The following is a 17,397-nucleotide window of genomic DNA, read 5'->3' as shown; positions in this document are numbered from 1 at the left end:
GAACCACCACATCGAGTCGCGCCGATGTCCTTCACGCAATGACCGCATTGATGCTCCGACGCCTGACGACCACCGACGTGTCGCGCAAGGAAGCTCGGAAATCCTGATGAACACCCTCTTAGAGGCTACGGGGATCATCGTCCTCGCAACGGACGCCAAGGGGTGCGAGCGCGTGCAGCTCCGGAGGCCCCTGTGAGCCGCCGCGGAGGAAAGCAAAAGCCGGCGTCTCTCGATGACGAGAACGACGAGAACCCGACCCTGGAAACCGAGCTGGTGCTCGCGAGTGACGGCGCGCTCCACGTCTCCTTCGAGGGGAATCCGCCGCGAGGCCGGCGTGTGTTCGTCGGCTACGCCCTTACTGCCGAGGAGTGCGCGGAGCTCGGCACGCGAGGTCTGCTCACGTGGGCGATGCTCCAGACGCTCGCGCTCGGGAGCGACGGCGCCGTGTACGTCGAAGCGGGCGCGATCGGCGCCGAGGGGCGCGAGGTGTTCCGCGGTTATGCGGCGACTCCGGAGGAGGCAGAACAGATCGTCGACGATCTGCACCGCGCGGCTTGGAACCTGACCATTACTGCCCGACGGCTCATCAGGGCCAGGTAGGAGATGTCCGACGACCAGGCGGTGATTGCCGCCCATCTCAAACGGCACCTGGGGAGACAGCAGATCGTGCGCCCCGGCCTGATCTCTCGGGACGTCCACGTCATTCCACCGCGCAGGGGGCGCCGGCACTGGGTTCTGCATACCGTGGGGGCCCGCGCTCACCTCTTGGAGGGGCATAGAGCCCACCACGCGGAGTTCGTCATGTCGCTCTCGGAGGAGTGGAACCCGCGGGAGCTGTGGCCCATACGCGTGCTCCGGAACGTCTCTCGCGCCATCGATATTGCGGGGAAAACGCCGCGCGAGGGCGACGTGTACTTCAACCCGGGGGACTCAGGAAGCGCTTGTCCGGACGTGTTTGCCCTGCTCATCGCGCGCTCGCGCCAGCTTGGGAACCGAGCGGAATTTCGTACGGCCTCGGGCGCTACGACTGTCGTTTACGCCTTGTTTGCTCTGACCGAATGCGACCACAAGAGGCGCCTGGCAGGCCAGCTCCGTATCGACGAGCTCCCGGAGGTGATTTCTTGGGTCCTCCCGAAGCCCCGACTCGTTCTCCATCGATTCAAAGACCTCGACATGGTCGCGGTGCACGTACGAACGCGGTACGGTCCGCTGGTCTACGTGTACTTCGGCGAGAAGTTCCACGGACTGTTCGCTGATCATCGCCATGGGAGGCGTTTGCTGGGCAGGACCCCAGTCATTGACGAGGCCGTGGGGGACGACGTTGCCTGGCAGCACATCCTGTTCCAGCCCGCGGTAGAGGCGGCGCTCCAATGGGCTCGCGGGCGGGAGCGCGAGTATCTCGACTGCGACTACCCGCTCGGGCACCCCGAGATGTGCTGGCGCGAATTCAGTCACGGGCCGCAACCCGAGTTGCCAGAGCTCCCGGACCTCCAAGGGCACGCGAGGCCGCTTCCGTGGTCGAGGTTAACATGAAGGACGATGCAGCAATCGCTGCGCATTTTGAGCGGCATCTGGGCCCGGCCGAGGTCGTGTACGAGGATGCGAGCGGCATATTCGGCCCGAAACAGGTCTACGGCGTTCGGCCATGCGAGGCCCGCCCGCATTGGGTCCTCCACACACGAGGGTCGAGTGTTTTCACGCTCGAGGGGCGAAGCGGCGAGGAGCGGCGGTTCGAGTTCGTGATGTCGCTCCCCGACACCTGGAACCCGGGCGAACGATGGCCTGCGTACATCTTCCGCCGGGCGTGCCAGGCGATCCTGTTCGTAGGGAAAGCCCCGGCGGACGGCGGCGTATTCACCAACTCGGCCGAGTCCATCCCGGGCTCGCCCCACGTCTTCGCGTTGCTCGTCGCGCGCTCACGTCAGCTCGGCGACGATGCTTGCTTCCGGGTTTCGTCGGGCAGGTTGGTCGAAATTTACGCGATGTACGCGCTGACCTTCGACGACTTCAGGAAGCACCAGCGGCACGAGCTCGACATCGCAACGCTGCCAGAGGTGGTCGTGGAGTGGCGCGACATGCTGCGGTGACGGCGGTGCCGAGGACGTCCCGCGCTGCGAACCAGGGCCGAGCTCGGCTCAACCTCGAGCTCCCCGAACGGCTCCGCGCACGGCTCGAATCCCTCCGCGCCCTCAGCGAGGCCGACAGCCTTACGGAGGTGATGCGGCGAGCCATCGCCCTGTACGACGTGCTGTTGATGGCCGTCCGTGACCGTGGGGTGACGATCGTCCTGCGGAGCCGCGACGGAACCGAGCGCGAGCTCCACTTCCCGTAGCGTGGACGAGAGTGCGGCGCCTCGACCAAGCGCGCGCCGCTACCCCAAGAACGGCCGCGCCCCAAAGGGTGACGCGCTTGGCCGCACGCTGCTTGCCACGGTGGTGCCCGGCTGACTGACGACCGTTGGAGCCCAACTGTCCCGAATGACCCAAAGCATATCTTGACCTACTGACCCCCGGATCTACTCTGTGGCGTATGACAGAACACAGTCCGAAACAAACCGGACAGGTCCTTCCGTTGCGTCGCGGCGCCGCCGATGGCGTCCCCCGCATCGACCCCCGCACGCCCGCTCGTGCCCTCGCAGCGCTTGTAGAGCAGGAGGGGCAAGAGGCTCCGAAGGCGGTCTACCGAGCCTTCGACGAGTACAACCGGGAGCACTTCGACGGCCGGCTCGGGCAGTCGATGCTCCTGATCACGCAGCCCGCGTCCCCGCGCACGCTCGGCGACTACGTGCCGCGCGACGCGCACGGAATCCCGAGTCGTATCCGGATCGCGCCCAAGTGCGAGGCCGTCTGCCTGGCGTACGTGCTCGACGTCGTCCTGCACGAGATGGTTCACGCCTGGCAGCACGAAGTTCTCGACAACCTCGAGCAGGGTTACGAGGGGCACGGTCCCCGGTTCGCGGAGAAGTGCAACGAGATCGGCGCGAAGTTCGGGCTCGCGGAGGTCGCGCCGAAGGGGCGAAGGGGCAAGGCGAAGGCTGCCCACTGGCCGATGTGCGTCCGGCCGGAGGGCTATTACGGTCCAAACGACCCTCGGAAGCGATGCGATGACGAAGAGGAAGACGCCGCGGGACGGGCGAAGCCCGAACCGGGTTCGGCCGCCGAGATGACCTCGGTGCTCGTCGAAGGGCTTGATAAGTTGGATCTCGTGTTCTTCCGCGCTGTTGCCGGCGCGAAAGGGCTGCCCGTGGCTGCGGTGCTGCGCGAGTTGGTGATCGAGGAAGCTCGAAAGATCGCGCAGACCGGATCGAAGTCGCTGGGAGCAGTGCTCGACGAATACGAAAAACTGCGCGCCGCCGGGGCGGGGAAGGAGGAATCGTGAGCGATCGCTGGCATATCGCCGCGTGCGATTCTCCCGGACGCGCCACCATTCGCGACCAGAACGGCCTGTTCGTTGCCGAGGTGGTTGCCAGCGATGCAGAGCTGGTTGCCGCAGCCCCGGCCTTGCTCGCCTTCGTCGCGGAAGTTTTGGCGGACCCGCTGGTCGCGATCCTCGATGATCTCTCAGAGCCCGAGGCGCTCGTCGCCCGCCTGAAGGGGGTGGCCGCGAGGGTAGCCACGTGAAAACCGTGATCCTCGTGGGGTGCGCCGACATGAAGGCGGACACCGCCCAGCCAGCGCGCACGCTCTACCGCTCGAGCCTGTTCCGCGAGGCCTTGCAGTACGCCGAGCTCCGAGGCGGAGACGTGTTCATCCTGTCGGCCAAACACGGGGCCATCGAGCCCTCGACGGTCATCGAACCCTACGACCTCGTGATCACGAGCCTGTCCGATGAGGAGCGCCTCGAATGGGCGCGCTCCGTCCTCGCAGGGCTGCGCGCCCGATGGCCCGGGGAGGAGTTGCTCCTCGTCGTGCTCGCCGGGAAGGCGTACGCGGACGTGCTCGTGCGAGCCCGTCGTGGGTTGCGCCCTCTGGTCGCGGTGGAAACCCCGTTGGATGGCAAGGGCTTGGGCCATCGCCGAAGCTGGTTCCGTGAGGATCTCGCAGCCCGGGGCATCCCGTGGACGATCGTACGACTGGGGCCGCGACCCTCCCGCAAGGGCGCGGTGCCGCCTCCTGCGGCCCCTCTGGACGCCGTACCGAGCGAGCCGCAGCCCTCGGACCAGTCCGGAACAAACCGGACAGAGAGCGAGCGATCAGCACTGAAGCCGCCGCGACTGCCAAAGACCGAGCTCGTGCGGCAAAACGCCGCTCGCCTCGATGCCTTGGCGGCGGCTGGCCTTTGCATCTGGTGCAAGAGGAACCCGCGGGCTCCAGGGCGGTCCACGTGCCTGAACTGCAAGAGCGGTGACAACATGGACGAGAAAAACCTTCGCGAGGAGATCCGGAAGCTACGCGAGGCGCTCATCGCCGCGCGGGCCGAGCTCGGCGCTGCGCGCGACGACCTGGCGAAACTCCATCGTGCTGCGGCGGACGTGGTCGCGGAGTGGCACGAGGATCCTATGGGGTCGGTCGACGAGGGCTTCGTCGAGGCCCTCGCGGAACTCCTGCCGACCGAACTCGTGCCGTCCGGCTTCTAACTAAGGCGTGACGCCGCCAGGCCTCGGGCAGGCGTACACCCCGAAAGGCGCTGGCAGATCATAGGCCCTCACACCGTGGGCGCTGCGCGAGCGCGGCATCGTCGCGAGCATGAGCTCAAGTACCCGAGGTACGAGTGCCGCCGGGCGTGGTTGTAGAACCTCTCGAGGTAGTCACCGATCGACGTCATCGCGGCATCCCGTGTCGGGAAGCGCGTCGCGTCGACCAGCTCGACCTTAGAGGGTCGCGAAAAAGCTCTCGGCGACGGCGCTACGACGCTCGTGCTGGGTGGGTTGTATGGCTTCCGTCGATGAGGGCGGAGAATCGCAGGACGAGAACCTCTCGGGAAGCGCGGAAGTGGAGGAGGCAGTGACGGCCGAAACGACGGCCGAGTCCGCCCAAGAGCTGAACGGGGCCGGGCAGTGTTGTTGGGGCCATTGTAATAGTTCCGGGGCCTTATCCAGCCGCTACGTTCAGCAGGGGTGCCGTGACTGGGTGGTTGCGATCTGCCATTCTGCTGGGTTGGCATACCTCCCCAACGGTGATGCGTGGTGGGGGACCTGCCCCTAGCTGAGCCGTAGGTTTCACGTCGCGTAATATTGGAGGAGGGCGAGGGCAGCCTCGCCCTCCTCCAGCCTCGGCGGCCGTCGTGCGCGGTGGGTTTGCGACACCAGGCAGCTTCCGGCTCGCGGGACTGCGCGACGATCCCGACACCATCGAAGCTCGTCTCCGTGAGGATGGGGCGTGGCATCTTCCACACGCGAGGGCGGCCAGAGCCGCACGTCACCTTGACGTCCGCGCGCTTGTCGCTGGCCGACCATGAAGTGACGTAACCGCGGAGCGAAGCCGTCAGGGCCGCGGGCGTGGCCGTCCAGGTTTCGCCCATCGAGCGAAGGTACTCGCTTACGACGCGCTGCGCTTCTCCCGGAAGGATGCAGACATCGTCCCCGTCCTCCCAGCCGATTTGCTGTGAGTCCTTCGATTGGATGAGGTCAACGTCCCGGCTGCCGACCAGCTTGACCCGACCGGAATCGAAGAGCGACGAAAGGACTTCCACGAAGCGGACGCCGGGCTCCGTTCCGATTTGTGCGCGAGCCTGACGATCCGTAACGACTCCGAGTGCGTCGACCATGGCATTCATGGCGCGGCGGGTGTCGTAGGAAGGCATCACGGTCTCGACGAACTGGAAAAACAGTTCCAGGGACGTGGCGAGTTTCCCGTCCTATCAGGCCGATAGGATCGCCATCGCGGCGGCCGGATACTTCGCCGATCGATACGTGGCACGCTTCAGCCGACTTGGTTCACGCGCTGGTTGCAAGGAGGACCTCGTGGGCATACGCGAGATTATCGACGCGCACGCGCTTCCGGAGCCTCTCGTGCGATCGGCTCTCCTTCGCGCAGCTCGACTGGTTCGGCAGAACTGGAACGAGATCGTCGTCCTCTCGGAGGTTCTCGAAGAGCGAGCCGAGCGCGGACGCGACCTACACGAGCGAAGCCTCAACGCCTTCTGGAGGAATTTAGGCATATATCCCCGTGAAGTTCTCGGGTGACGCACCACACGATCCTCTTGACGCAGACGGCGCCCCCTGTTGAGATCGGGGGCGTCGCCATGAAGCAGAGCAAGAAGAAGCCAGCGAAGAACTGGCAGCCCAGGATGCCCCACGGGCTCTACACGACGGGCTTTGACGATATCGCACGACGATGGCACAAGAACCCCAAGGCACCGGCGGGACTTGTCCACCAGATTCAGATCGAAATGGCTCTGGAGGGGTTCCGGGTCGCCGAAGGGTTGATCGTAGCTCCGTCCGTCTGTTCACACGTTTTCGGAGAAAACGTCGTTCTATGCCGTCTGATTGATGCCTTCGGCGTCGAAGGGGTCGAGCAACTCCTTGAGGAAGGGGCCCTTCAATTCCTTCTCTGGAGGCCGATGATCGTCTACATGCAGAATAGGCTGGAAGGGGTTGAGCCCATCATAGGTGGAAACCACAACAGCCTCGCGCATAGCGATCCCGAAGCTTCCGTTGAGATGGGCCTTAAGGGGGGCTGGACTGAGGTGCCATGGGTGAAGCTTCAGCGCCTCGCGAAGCTCGCGATCGAGCGGACCCACCTGCCGGCCGAGAATGTGCCCCACGATGCTGTGAAGGCTGTGATAGACGCCTATGATCGTGGTCGCCTTCGGAAGCTAGGGTTCGATCCGGAGATACCTCGTTATCGACTTAACGACGACCGCCGTGGTGACCTAAGCGGCATGGCTGAGGGCATCGCAATGGGCGTGGTTCTCCAAGGTCTGGAATTCGACGTCCACGAAAGCGAGGTCGCCTGGAAGCACCTCATGCGCATGAAGGACTTCGTGGACGCATACGGAGCCGTGAAAGCGGTGGAACAGGGGCTCCGAGTGGAAAACCTGCCGAACATCCCGGCGCTGTTGTTAAAGCGCGTGATCGGTCTGCGAGACATCGTGAAGCTGCGAAACGACCCGGCCACCCAAGAGCTGCGTAGGTGGCTGTGGGAACAGCCGGACCCGCACGATGCCGATGCTGTAGCGCGCGCCTGGTTGGCAGCGATTACCAATAACCCGCTTAAAGATCGCTCATGGTTCAAGATGGCCCGCCTGACAGCGTTCAGCGTCTTGGGTGGGGTAGCAGGTGTGGCGACTGGCTCTCCTGTTGGTATGGCGGCAAGCATCCTGGCAGGAACCGCATTGAATTTCGCACTGGGTGCCGCCGACACGTTCGGCGTCGAAAGCTTACTAACGAAGCCAAGCCCCCGAAGGTTCGCTGACGTGCTGAGGCAGAAGATCGCTGCACATCAGGCGCCGGCACAGCTTCCAGAGGGAAACCGCAAGCAACGCAGAGCCCAAGAGGCTCGGAAGCGAAAAGCAAAGTGACACCGTAAAGGAGGAACGATATGGGACTGGCAGATAAGATAATGATCGACCCCCCGTGCCCCAAGTGCGGAACGAAGCTGAAGATCCCCCTGAGTCAGGCACGAGCCGGCATGGGAACGACGTGTCCGTCGTGCGGCGCGAAAATTAAATTCAAGGGCGACGGTGGTGGGAACGCTATGAGCAAGCTTGAGGACGCCTTCAAGAAGCTCGGCAAGTAGCTGAACCGAACAAGCGGCGGCGTGGCCGTATGTTCGTTCTGCTTGGTAGCGGGGGGACGCACCCTCTTGACGCACTCGGAGAACTCTGGTCTCATGTGGGCCCCGCCACGTGGGTGCGGGAGCCAAGGAGTACCACTCAGGTGCACAATTATCTAGATTCCCTCTACACATTGCTGGCGTGGATTGAAGATAGACTTGGTGGCCCACTGACGGTGAGTAGACCCGATCAGTCCATTCGGCTCACACCTACCTTGGAGGGAGCCAGACTGGTATGGCGTGAGGCTACTGGAACGGTGGTGGCGAACGTGGTGCGCCAACCGGGGCCCTCTGAGGTCAATCCCGGGGACAGCGTTGATCCTCGTGACTTGCGAGCGCTTGTAGATCTCGCGCTTGAGGCACTCGACGAAGAGCTTGAAGAATAATCTCCTTATCGTCCCCGTAGTATAGCGGGCATGGAGCCCGCTCCGAAGACGATAGAAGAATGCGAACCCCATCTACCATCATCGCGAGCGCCATCCTGCTCGCAACCCTTACGACAACAGCCTGCACGCCTGACGCGCCCGAACCGGAGATCTGGTGCGCCACAACGTCTGAATCGCGCCGAGGAGTGTTGCGGGTCTTGGTCCTCGTGCGTCCACTCGACGCGACGAACGGCGGGCAGGTCCTCGATGAGCTTGTCGTCCCAGTGGTACTCCGAGGTGACCTTGCCGAGGAGATACTTGCGACGCTCCCGGTCGAACGTGACGACCTCTTGATCTCGCCGATGAACCGGAGAAGCTGCCCCGCGGAGGTCGTTCAGCGCGGAGTTCAAGGCAGAGGCAGTTCGGCTCTGCCAGATCGGGGACCGGAGCATCGCGCAGGTCGCGAAGGATCTGGATCTTACCGAAACGCGCTACGCGAGTGGGTGAGAGCTGCCGAGGTCAACGGCGGCGGGGAGAAACCCCCGGAGGCCCTCACGGACGCCGAGCGCGAGGAGCTCGTGCGGCTGCGGCGTGAGGTCAAGCGGCTGCAGATGGAGCGAGAGATTTCTAAAAAGCGGCGGCCTTCTTCGCGAAGGAGAGCGAGTGAAGTTCGCGTTCATCGCCGCGGCAGAGGCTCGAGGCCGAGCAAGGAGGAGCAAGCGGCGCTGCTCGCGGAGACGTTCGAGCGCGCGGACGAGTTCATCGAGGACGCGATCAACGCGCTCGACTGGCGCCAGATGCAGGAGCTCGTCGCGGGGCTGCTCCGCGCGATGGGATATCGAACGACCGTCGCGGAAGGCGGGCCCGATCGTACATCCTCGCCCATCCCCGTCGTGACGCCGACGGCGCGCTTCTTCGACGCTGGTGCCTCGAAGGGAGCACCCGATGCGGAACCATCAGCGAGCGGCGGCCATTCGTACGGAGATCGAGCAGGGCAAGGGGCGAGGACGAGGGAGGGCGTACCCCGAGCGTGTGCGTCGGAGCGCGATCGAGTACTTCTGGTCGCGGCGTGAGGAGGGAGCGACAATCGCGGAGATCGGGCCCGAACTCGGCTTGCATTGGCGGACGTTGTATGGCTGGGCCAGGGGCAACGCGTCGCCGGAGCCGACGGCCGGTTTCTCGCCGGTCGAGATTATCGAGGCCCGGTCCGCCGATGTCGGCGGACCCTATGTGGTCGTGCATCGATCCGGCGTGCGCATCGAGGGCCTCGACCTCGATGCGCTCGTCGAGCTTTTGCGGAGGCTTTCGTGATCGGCTCGACGCGGCAGGTCAAGGTCTATGCTTACCGAGAGCCCGTCGACATGCGCAAATCCTTCGATACGCTCACGGCGCTCGTCGCCCAGGGCCTTCGCCGCGATGCGATGTCGGGTGAGATATTTCTCTTCGTTAGCCGCACCCGCCAGCGGTCCAAGGTGTTGTACTGGGACGGCACGGGGCTTTGCCTCTTCTCGAAGCGGCTCGCGAAGGGGCGATTCGCGGCGCCGTGGGCGCGGCCTGGGGACGGTCCGCTCGTGCTCACCACGAGCGAGCTCGCGCTCCTGCTCGAAGGGAGCGAGCTCATCGGTCGAATGCCACTCTCGCCGCCGCCGTACACGCCCGCCCATCGCGTGTTGCGCTGGGGATGAGCGGTTTTTTTTTCACGGCCGTCGGTACATTCGAGGGGTCTGACGACATTATACGTTTCGAGACCCGATGCGTTTCGAGACCGAGAATGACCCCGAAGTCCTCCGCCAGGCGGCGCTGCTGCTCGAGCGGGAGAACCAGAAGCTCGCCAAGAAGATCATCGAGCTGACCGCCGAGCTCCTCGCGCTCAAGGGCGGCGATCCGGAGCAGCTCAAGCTCCGCATCGCCGAGCTCGAGCAGCAGATTGCCCAGAAAAATCGCCTCCTTTTCGGCGAGAAGTCGGAGCGTCGCGACGGCGACGAGCAAGACGCAACGCCGGAGCCGCCGGCACCGCCGAAGCCGCCGCAGAAGGGCCACGGACCGAAGGCGCAGCCGTCGTTGCCGATTGTGGAGGTCGTGCACGAGCTCGACGAGGCGGACAGGGTATGCAACTCGTGTGGCAGCGCGCTCGAGGTGTGGGAGGGGCAATTCGAGGAGTCGGAGGTGGTCGACGTCGTCCCGCGGCGCTTCGAGCTGAAGAAGCACAAGCGGCAGAAGTATCGGTGTCGCTGCGGTGGTTGCGTGGAGACGGCGCCCGCTCCGGTGAAGCTCTTCGAGGGGGCACGGTATTCGGTCGACTTCGCCGTCGAGGTGGCCACGGAAAAGTATTGCGAGCACTCGCCGCTGGAGCGCCAGGTGCGCAAGATGCGGCGCGAGGGCCTGCTCGTCGAGTCGCAGACGCTCTGGGACCAGATCGAGCGGCTCGCGCGGCTCCTTGCGCCAGGCTACGAGGCCCTCGTGCGCCACGTCCTGAGCCAGCCCGTCATTGGCGTCGACGAAACGCGATGGCCGCTCCTCGGCAAGAATGAGCCCTCGCGGTGGCACGCGTGGTCGATTGTCGCGCCGGATGCGGTCGCGTACCGAATTCTCGAAGGTCGCTCGACCGAGGAGGCAAAGCAGGTGCTCCGCGGCTACGAGGGCGTCGCCATGTGCGACGGCTACGCCGTCTACAAGTCGCTTGCCAAGGGCGAGAATGCGGGGATCGAGCTCGCGCACTGCTGGGCTCACGTGCGCCGCGAATTCATCAAAGCCGAAAAGTCCTATCCCGAGGAGACCAGGGCCGTGCTCGGGCTGATTCGCGGACTGTACGCGGTCGAGGCGCAATGTGAGGCAGGGGCCTCCGGCGACGACAAGCGGCGCGAGCTGCGGGCAAACGCGTCGAAGCCGATCGTCGACCGAATCCGGGATTTCGCCGAGACGACGGCCGTGGTGCCTGGGAGCAGCCTCGACGATGCCATCCAGTACATGGCGGGCCTGTGGAGCGGGCTCACGCGATTCTTGAAGGATCCGCGGATCCCGCTGGACAACAACCACACCGAGCGAGCCGAGCGCGGCGTCGTCGTCGGGCGCAAGAATCACTACGGATCACGCTCGAAGCGGGGGACCGAGGTGGCTGCGGTTTTCTATTCGTACGTGGAGAGCGCGAAGCTCTGCGGGATCGATCCGAAGGTATATCTGCGCACGGCCGTCATGGCTGCGCTGCGCGGGGAGCGGATCGCGCTACCGCATGAGGTCGCCGGCGGAAGATAGGGCTGCGCGAGTAGCCAGACCGGTCGTCCGCGCCGAAGGCGGTGCGATGAGGGCACCGGTGCGTGCGACGTATTGATCGCTTGCGACGAACGGGTCGACCGCGGGGACCAGGAGCGGGCCGCCCCTGCACGCCCGCGGGCGCCCATCCAGACGCGGCTGGGCGAGGAGTTACGCCCGATCGAGGCGTCGACATCTTCGCGTCGCCCGATGGCCTCGGCTTGCAGGAGCCCAGAAGTCATCTCATAAACCACCCAGCAGCGTCCTGAGGTACACGACGATGCATCCGAGGTGGACGAAGCCGAGGAAGTTTTTGGCGTAGCGCTCGTGCCGAACCAAGATGCGGCGGAAGCTTTGGAGCCAGGCGAAGAGACGCTCTACCTTCCAGCGGCGCTTGTATCGACGGAGGGGGCGAAGGTCCTGGCTGAGGCGCTTGCGATTCGAGCGATTGGGCGCGATCATCTCGATCCCGCGCTCCTCCGCGAGCCGCGCGTCGAGCTTGTCGCTGTCGTAGGCGGTGTCGCCGATGAGGCGCTTGGGGAGTTGGGCGAGAAAGCAGCTATCGAGCGTTCGGTCGACGAGCGTGACCTCATGCGGCGAAGCACTTTCGATGCAGATGGCGAGAGGAAGACCAGAGCCGTCTGCAATGGCCATGATCTTGGTCCCCTTGCCGCGCTTCGTCTTCCCGACGCAGGGCCCCCCTTTTTGGCGCTCACGAACGTGCCGTCGATGAACGCCTCGCTCAAGTCGATCTGCCCTCGATCGCGTAAGTCCCCGGCCAATGCGTACAGGACCCGTTCGAGCGTGCCGTCCTTCGACCACTGCTGAAACCGCCGATGGCAAGTCTGGTAAGGCGGATATCTCTCGGGCAAGTCGGCCCATCGAGCGCCGGTGCGCAAGATCCACAAGATGCCGTTGAGTACCTCGCGGGGATTCTTCCACGGCCTCCCGCGGCCATCGGCGCGTACGGGCGGCGAAGGGATGAGCGGCTCGAGTAACGCCCACTGAGGGTCTGTCAGGTCCACACCGCGTAAATGTCGTCACGAACGAAAATGTACCGACGGCCGGATCAAGGCCCGTTCGATTGATCCTACAAAGTAGGATTATGGGGCAGATGGACCTACCGGAGTGTTTATGAGATGACTTCTAGGGATCTTCGTGGAGGTGAAGCATCGCGGCCAGGTCATGGGCGCGAAGGAGATCCGTGCGTTCCCTCGGCGGGCGCAAGCGCGGGGACAAGTGCCTCTACGTGAGCACGGGCGGGTTCACGAAAGACGCCCACTACGAGGCGGAGCGCGCGGACGTGGCGACGACGTTGATCAGCCTGCCGGCGCTGCGGAAGCTCGTCGTGGACCACTACGAGAGCCTCGACGCGGAGACGCGGGCGCTCGTGCCGTTGCGGCGGCTCTACTGGCCGGTGGGGAAGAAGTGACGGCAGCGCTCAATCTGCGTACATCTCATCGTCGAGCGTCTTCGCATCGAGCACGTTGCCCCGACGATCCACGAGCTGCACGCGCCATCGCAGGGCCACCGATTGCCCGACCTCGAAGCGTGTTCGCCATACGGGATGGTTGCGAACGACCTGCGGATCGCACCGGACTTGAGCACGTTGCACGAGCGCGCCCGCGGGCGGCGGGAGCGTCACCACGCCGCTGGCGAGCACGGCATTCGCCGCGTCGAGCAGTTCGAACCAGACCGCCAGGAGCCTCGGACGCCTATCGGCACGCCGCACACGCACCTGCAAACCAAGCCCCGTTGCGAGCCCCGTCTCGACAATTCGCGCCGGAGGCGGCGCAGCACTCCTGTTCTTGCTGATGGCGGTGGCCGAGGGGGTGACACGCGAAGGCATCGTGCATAATCTCACGTGGCGCTTCGACAGGAAGCACGCGATGACCCTGGATAAGTCGCTGCTGCCGAGATTAGACCCAACGTATTATACCGAGACCCGGGCTGCCACGGCGGACCTTGTGGGACGTGCCCCGCCGCCCCATCCTCGGTGCTGGGCAGGCTCCACAAGGACCCCGGACGCCGGTCGGGGCGGCGACGGCCCGCAACCCCGTTGGGCTGCCGGACGACTCGGTGCAGCACGGCGGGATGCGTGGTCACAAAAAGTTCTGGATTTGCCTTGCGGTCTGGGACCGTGCCATGAGATTTGTACGTCCGTGGGGTCTAGGTCAACGAGCCACGTTCGCGCTGCGGGGGGCGGTCCGGGCAACTGGACCGTAGTCGGTGGCTACCGCCTGGTGGACGCCCCGCTACGTCGCGCATAAGCAGTCATCCGAACCTCGTCAACAAAAAGGACTCGGTACATGATCGCAAAGCCGCCGACCGTTTTCGTCTCCTATGCATGGGAGGACGACGTAAAGGTCTGGGTGCGCGATTTTGCTACGCGTCTTCGGAGAGAGGGGGGCGTCGACGTACACATCGATCAGTGGCATCTCGCTCCGGGCGACCCGTTGCCAGCATTCATGGAAAACGCCGTTCGCACAAACGATTTCGTTCTCCTTGTCTGCACCCCGAAGTACAAGGCGAAGTCCGATGCCAGACAGGGCGGCGTTGGTTATGAGGGGAACATCATCACCGGGGAAGTCTTCGCCAAAGCGAATCATCGTAAATTCATTCCTATCTTGCGTAAGGGCGATTGGTCGTCAGCGGCTCCAAGCTTCCTTTTGGGAAATGTATACATCGATTTTCGCGGTGATCCCTACACCGAATCTGCGTACAAGGATCTTCTGAATACACTGCACGGGCGCTTGGAACGACCGCCCACCCTCGGGCTTGCACCGGCTTCCAGCGGTGAAATTCCCGGCGCAAGCGGCGCTTCACCGAAACCAATCGCCCACGGTATAGCAGCTCGATCGGCAACCAGCAATCGTGCGCAACTGGTCCCAGCCAAGAATGGTGCCCCGATCTTTGGTGTCAAGCGTACTGTAATCGGTACTCTGATTGTTTGCTTGCTAGCACTCGCGGCAGCATTCATTGGTCTCTCGAAGCTCTTGTCCCCATCTCCAAGCACGCAGACGGACTCGAAGCCTATGGTTCCCTCTCCGAGCACTCAGGCGGAGCAACTCGGACAGCCGGAGCGGGGATGGATCGAAGCATACGGAGCGGCGATCGACTCAGGCGACGTGGACCGCATCATTGCGTTGCATGTGCTGCCTACCCGGCGCTTCTTCACAGCGCGAAACCAAGACGCGACGCAGCTCCGCAAGCTCTACCAAGGCTGGTTCGACGGGGATGGCCGCACGAAACGAACGGGATTCGACAACTGCTCGCTCGCGACCGTGGCGAGCGATGGAGCACGCGCCCTACGCTGCGAAACTTATGTTGAGCCGCCGTTCTCGAAGAGCCCGTCCAGGGTGCCTACTTGTCTCGTATTCAGGAGCGATGGGAAGCTATTATCGCGGACGGAGATATCCAAAGGTAACGATTGTCCGCCCCACTGAGCCTGGAAGCATACACCGCGTCGGAACATCGCGTCTGTCGGCGGAAGCAAACATTGCTGGGACCGCTACGGACAACCGGACCTTCACATCGGATCGTCGAGGTGTAGGGTGACCCTGTAGGTCCGCATCTCCCCGTCGAACGAGCTCGACACGACATCGCGGAAGACGAGGCCCAGGCACAGCGCCGTGACGCGCACCTTGTCTTCGTGGCGTGCGTTCAGCCTCTCCGCGATGATATCTTTGCCGTTACGAATCCTGATGTCGATGCCATCCTCATGAATGTCCGAGGTTGTCGCTCGCACGCGCGTCAGCTTCGTATCGTTTTCGGTCGCAGTGACAGAAGTGCAGGTCCAGCCCTCCGTACGCCTCGCGCTGGGGCGTAGACATACCGCGGCGGTGGGATGGGAGTCGCGGATGTTGCGCTCCTCTGTTTTTCCGAGCCTCTCGAGCGCGACGGCGAACCGGAGTAGCCACCTACCGTCGGGATCCAGGTCGTCCGTACATGATGCTGAAACGCACGGCCTTTTGGATGGGCAGTCGGAGCAGCGTTCTTTGGCCGGGTCGCAGAGGCTCTTCCTCTCGGCCGTATTCTGAGGGTTTGTTGCGCAGTTTTTTCCGCCGCAACACACCGCGGGGCATTCCTGCGACGGGGGTGGAAGCAGCGGCGGATCGGGTGGTTCCGGCTCGAGCTTGCCGACCGTGGTCGCTCCCGGGCTCGTCGAGACGGGCAACACGGCCGAGGGGGGATCGGGGGTGACTTTTGCAGGCGTGGACGGCAGAGAAGGGAGCATCGAAGCCACGGGATTGGCCTCTTGCTCGCTCTCGTCACCGCCTCGCAACGCGAAGACCGCCACGATCACGGCGAGCACGACACCAACAGCAAGACCGGCGAGGATGGGCGCCTGGGACGTCATGGGAATGGCGGACGGCGGCGGAGGTGGTATTTCCACCGGAGGTCTGTGCAATGCGTGAAGCAATGGGCTGCTCGGTTCCGTGACGCGCGGTGGTGGGGGCGTGGGCGCCGTCATGGGAGCCGTCATGCCCTGCTCCGTGCGCACGGCCATCGAGAGCTCCGTCTGCGGCAACACGACCCGCTCTCCGCGAGACATCCGGAGCAACTCGACCCCCGACCGGGGCCTCCCGGAAGGATCCAAGCTCAGGCACGCCGCGATGGCTCTCGCCCACGGGCCTGGGAGAGCTGGCGGGGGCCAAGCGAGGCTCCCCTGGGCAGCGGAGCGATACGCCCGTCCAAAGGCTTCGAGGGACGCATCCACCGGCAATCCCGTGGGATGTCGGCCCAGCAAGAGCTCTGCGCCGAGGACGCCAAAGGCGAACATGTCCCGACCGAAGCCACGGTCGTCCCGGGGAACGGACATGCGGGCGGCGAGGTCGGGCGCGACGAGCTCCGGCGCGAGGTAAGGCACGGTCCCGAGCACGGCGCCCGTCGCGGTGAGCGGCCGGGGATTGCCGAGCTCCACGGCGATGCCGAAATCAACGAGCTTGACCGTTCCGGGGCTCGTCGGTGCCGTCCAGAATCGTTCGGTGACGAGGATGTTGTCCGGCTTGAGGTCGCGGTGGACGATCTTGCGCTCGTGGACGAACGCGAGCGCCTCGGCGATCTGCTCGAGGAGCGCGGCCCGGTGCGCCGCCGTCATGCGGGGATCCTGGATGAGATCGGAGAGCGGCTCCCCGTCGACCAGCTCGAGGACCAGGCCGGACACCCCGGCGGCGATGTCCTCGAAGAGGCCGTGACAAACGATCAGCGCAGGGTGCGGAGCCTTGGCGAGCGCATGGGCCTCCCGCCGGGCGCGCTCGAACGCCTCGGGCGTGGCGCGCTCGCGTGCGACGACCTTGATGGCGCGCAGGGCGCGGTTCTCAAGGAGATCAGCCGCCTTCCAGACGGTTCCCTGTCCCCCCTCTCCCAGCGGTTCGAGAAGTTCGTACCGATCGATGCGTTGGCCTGCACGAACGCGCATCTTCGTGCTTCTACTACAAACAGGCGGAGGATGTTGAGTGGCTTTCGTTCGGCTGTGGGTCGGCTTCTCGGTCTTCGACTTCGCGTCTCGGAAGTAGCCTGGGTCGTCCACGATCTCATCGCTCTGCATGGCGTGACGACCCCGCCCGCTCCTGGCACGGGGGTGCCCCGCGCACGCAGAGGAACCTTCAGGATCAGGATGTTGGTCTTCCCAACATCGTTGCCCTCGGATACGATGCTCTCCTGCAGATCGCCGTGCTGAGCTCTGAGAACACGTAACTCATCCCACGGATGAACCTGCCGCCGTCGGACCGCGTACCCCGGCGCACGGCGTCGAACTCGCGCGCGCCTTGGCCGACGCGCTAGTGGCGGCAATCGCGGCCGGAAGATGCGGATCGGACACCCCAGCAACACCGTTGACCTCCCATGGGTGTCTCGATACCATCGGACAAAAGGAAGGTTCGTGACTTCATGGGCAGGGGTGGGCAAGTGCGCGTCACGAGCTTGTTTGCTTGTTTTGCGTTTGGGAAGTCGGCCCACGCCGAGCCAACGGCGGTCGACAAGGCCGACGCCGATACGTCCTTCCAACTATGCCCGGCAGCTCCTCAGACGTGGGTGGTCTGAGACGATGCCTCGCATCCGATGTG

The 17,397-nt window shown here is 64.5% G+C and carries 16 protein-coding genes and 3 pseudogenes; 15 read left to right on the top strand and 4 right to left on the bottom strand.

All coding sequences use genetic code 11. The annotated features are described in order from the left end of the window. Nucleotides 1-192 precede the first annotated feature (192 nt). The 13 genes and pseudogenes from GF068_RS40780 (at nt 193) to tnpC (ending at nt 11,332) form a co-directional block, all read left to right on the top strand. Nucleotides 193-600 carry a hypothetical protein gene (locus GF068_RS40780; protein ID WP_153824967.1) on the top strand — a complete coding sequence of 136 codons (408 nt, stop codon included), beginning with the start codon at nt 193-195 and terminating at the stop codon, nt 598-600. 3 nt (nt 601-603) lie between these two features. Further along, the gene (locus GF068_RS40775) at nt 604-1,533 is read left to right on the top strand and encodes a suppressor of fused domain protein (RefSeq protein WP_153824966.1); all 930 of its coding nucleotides are present in this window, start codon (nt 604-606) and stop codon (nt 1,531-1,533) included. Beyond that, the gene (locus GF068_RS40770) at nt 1,530-2,087 is read left to right on the top strand and encodes a hypothetical protein (RefSeq protein WP_153824965.1); all 558 of its coding nucleotides are present in this window, start codon (nt 1,530-1,532) and stop codon (nt 2,085-2,087) included. The genes GF068_RS40775 and GF068_RS40770 overlap by 4 nt, the downstream gene beginning before the upstream one ends. Nucleotides 2,088-2,571: 484 nt before the next feature. Continuing rightward, nucleotides 2,572-3,378, top strand: a complete 807-nt coding sequence (locus tag GF068_RS40765; RefSeq protein ID WP_170319986.1) for a SprT-like domain-containing protein — start codon at nt 2,572-2,574, stop codon at nt 3,376-3,378. After that, on the top strand, nt 3,375-3,620 hold the full coding sequence (locus GF068_RS40760; RefSeq protein ID WP_153824963.1) for a hypothetical protein: 246 nt from the start codon (nt 3,375-3,377) through the stop codon (nt 3,618-3,620). Before GF068_RS40765 ends, GF068_RS40760 begins: the two co-directional genes overlap by 4 nt. Beyond that, the gene (locus GF068_RS40755; RefSeq protein ID WP_153824962.1) at nt 3,617-4,576 is read left to right on the top strand and encodes a DUF6884 domain-containing protein; all 960 of its coding nucleotides are present in this window, start codon (nt 3,617-3,619) and stop codon (nt 4,574-4,576) included. The genes GF068_RS40760 and GF068_RS40755 overlap by 4 nt, the downstream gene beginning before the upstream one ends. A gap of 980 nt (nt 4,577-5,556) precedes the next feature. Further along, nucleotides 5,557-5,811 carry a hypothetical protein gene (locus GF068_RS40750; protein ID WP_153824961.1) on the top strand — a complete coding sequence of 85 codons (255 nt, stop codon included), beginning with the start codon at nt 5,557-5,559 and terminating at the stop codon, nt 5,809-5,811. 372 nt (nt 5,812-6,183) lie between these two features. Continuing rightward, nucleotides 6,184-7,461 carry a hypothetical protein gene (locus GF068_RS40745; RefSeq protein WP_153824960.1) on the top strand — a complete coding sequence of 426 codons (1,278 nt, stop codon included), beginning with the start codon at nt 6,184-6,186 and terminating at the stop codon, nt 7,459-7,461. A gap of 20 nt (nt 7,462-7,481) precedes the next feature. Next, on the top strand, nt 7,482-7,679 hold the full coding sequence (locus GF068_RS40740; protein ID WP_153824959.1) for a hypothetical protein: 198 nt from the start codon (nt 7,482-7,484) through the stop codon (nt 7,677-7,679). A 773-nt stretch (nt 7,680-8,452) separates the two neighbouring features. Further along, a pseudogene (locus GF068_RS47290) lies at nt 8,453-8,776 on the top strand (transposase); the annotation flags it as partial. Between the two features lie 336 nt (nt 8,777-9,112). Next, nucleotides 9,113-9,391 (top strand): hypothetical protein, encoded by a 279-nt coding sequence (locus GF068_RS47285; protein ID WP_153824958.1) that lies wholly within the window; start codon nt 9,113-9,115, stop codon nt 9,389-9,391. Then, nucleotides 9,388-9,765: an IS66 family insertion sequence element accessory protein TnpB gene (gene tnpB / locus GF068_RS46735; RefSeq protein ID WP_206079663.1), complete on the top strand. Its 378-nt coding sequence runs from the start codon at nt 9,388-9,390 to the stop codon at nt 9,763-9,765. The genes GF068_RS47285 and tnpB overlap by 4 nt, the downstream gene beginning before the upstream one ends. Nucleotides 9,766-9,832: 67 nt before the next feature. Then, entirely contained in the window at nt 9,833-11,332 is a 1,500-nt protein-coding gene (tnpC, locus tag GF068_RS40720) for an IS66 family transposase (RefSeq protein WP_153824957.1), read from the top strand. 240 nt (nt 11,333-11,572) lie between these two features. Here tnpC and GF068_RS40715 read toward each other — a convergent pair. Continuing rightward, a pseudogene (locus GF068_RS40715) lies at nt 11,573-12,354 on the bottom strand (IS5 family transposase). A 179-nt stretch (nt 12,355-12,533) separates the two neighbouring features. Between GF068_RS40715 and GF068_RS40710 the strand changes: the two are divergent. Further along, nucleotides 12,534-12,761, top strand: a complete 228-nt coding sequence (locus GF068_RS40710; RefSeq protein ID WP_153824956.1) for a hypothetical protein — start codon at nt 12,534-12,536, stop codon at nt 12,759-12,761. A 9-nt stretch (nt 12,762-12,770) separates the two neighbouring features. On the opposite strand, the gene GF068_RS40705 is transcribed toward GF068_RS40710, so the two are convergent. Then, entirely contained in the window at nt 12,771-13,061 is a 291-nt protein-coding gene (locus GF068_RS40705) for a hypothetical protein (RefSeq protein ID WP_153824955.1), read from the bottom strand. A gap of 577 nt (nt 13,062-13,638) precedes the next feature. Here GF068_RS40705 and GF068_RS40700 point away from each other — a divergent pair. After that, the gene (locus tag GF068_RS40700; protein ID WP_153824954.1) at nt 13,639-14,775 is read left to right on the top strand and encodes a toll/interleukin-1 receptor domain-containing protein; all 1,137 of its coding nucleotides are present in this window, start codon (nt 13,639-13,641) and stop codon (nt 14,773-14,775) included. A gap of 83 nt (nt 14,776-14,858) precedes the next feature. Here the strand turns inward: GF068_RS40700 and GF068_RS45895 are convergent, their stop codons facing one another. Together GF068_RS45895 and GF068_RS47530 are read right to left on the bottom strand one after the other, a co-directional pair. Then, nucleotides 14,859-15,689: a hypothetical protein gene (locus GF068_RS45895; protein ID WP_240808147.1), complete on the bottom strand. Its 831-nt coding sequence runs from the start codon at nt 15,687-15,689 to the stop codon at nt 14,859-14,861. A 276-nt stretch (nt 15,690-15,965) separates the two neighbouring features. Continuing rightward, nucleotides 15,966-16,751 (bottom strand): annotated as a pseudogene (locus GF068_RS47530) (serine/threonine-protein kinase); the annotation flags it as partial. Nucleotides 16,752-17,397: the final 646 nt, after the last annotated feature.

The sequence above is a fragment of the Polyangium spumosum genome (assembly GCF_009649845.1).
Lineage (GTDB): Bacteria > Myxococcota_A > Polyangia > Polyangiales > Polyangiaceae > Polyangium > Polyangium spumosum.
Note: the sequence above shows the minus strand (reverse complement) of the source record. Positions and strands in the feature narration are given on the sequence as shown.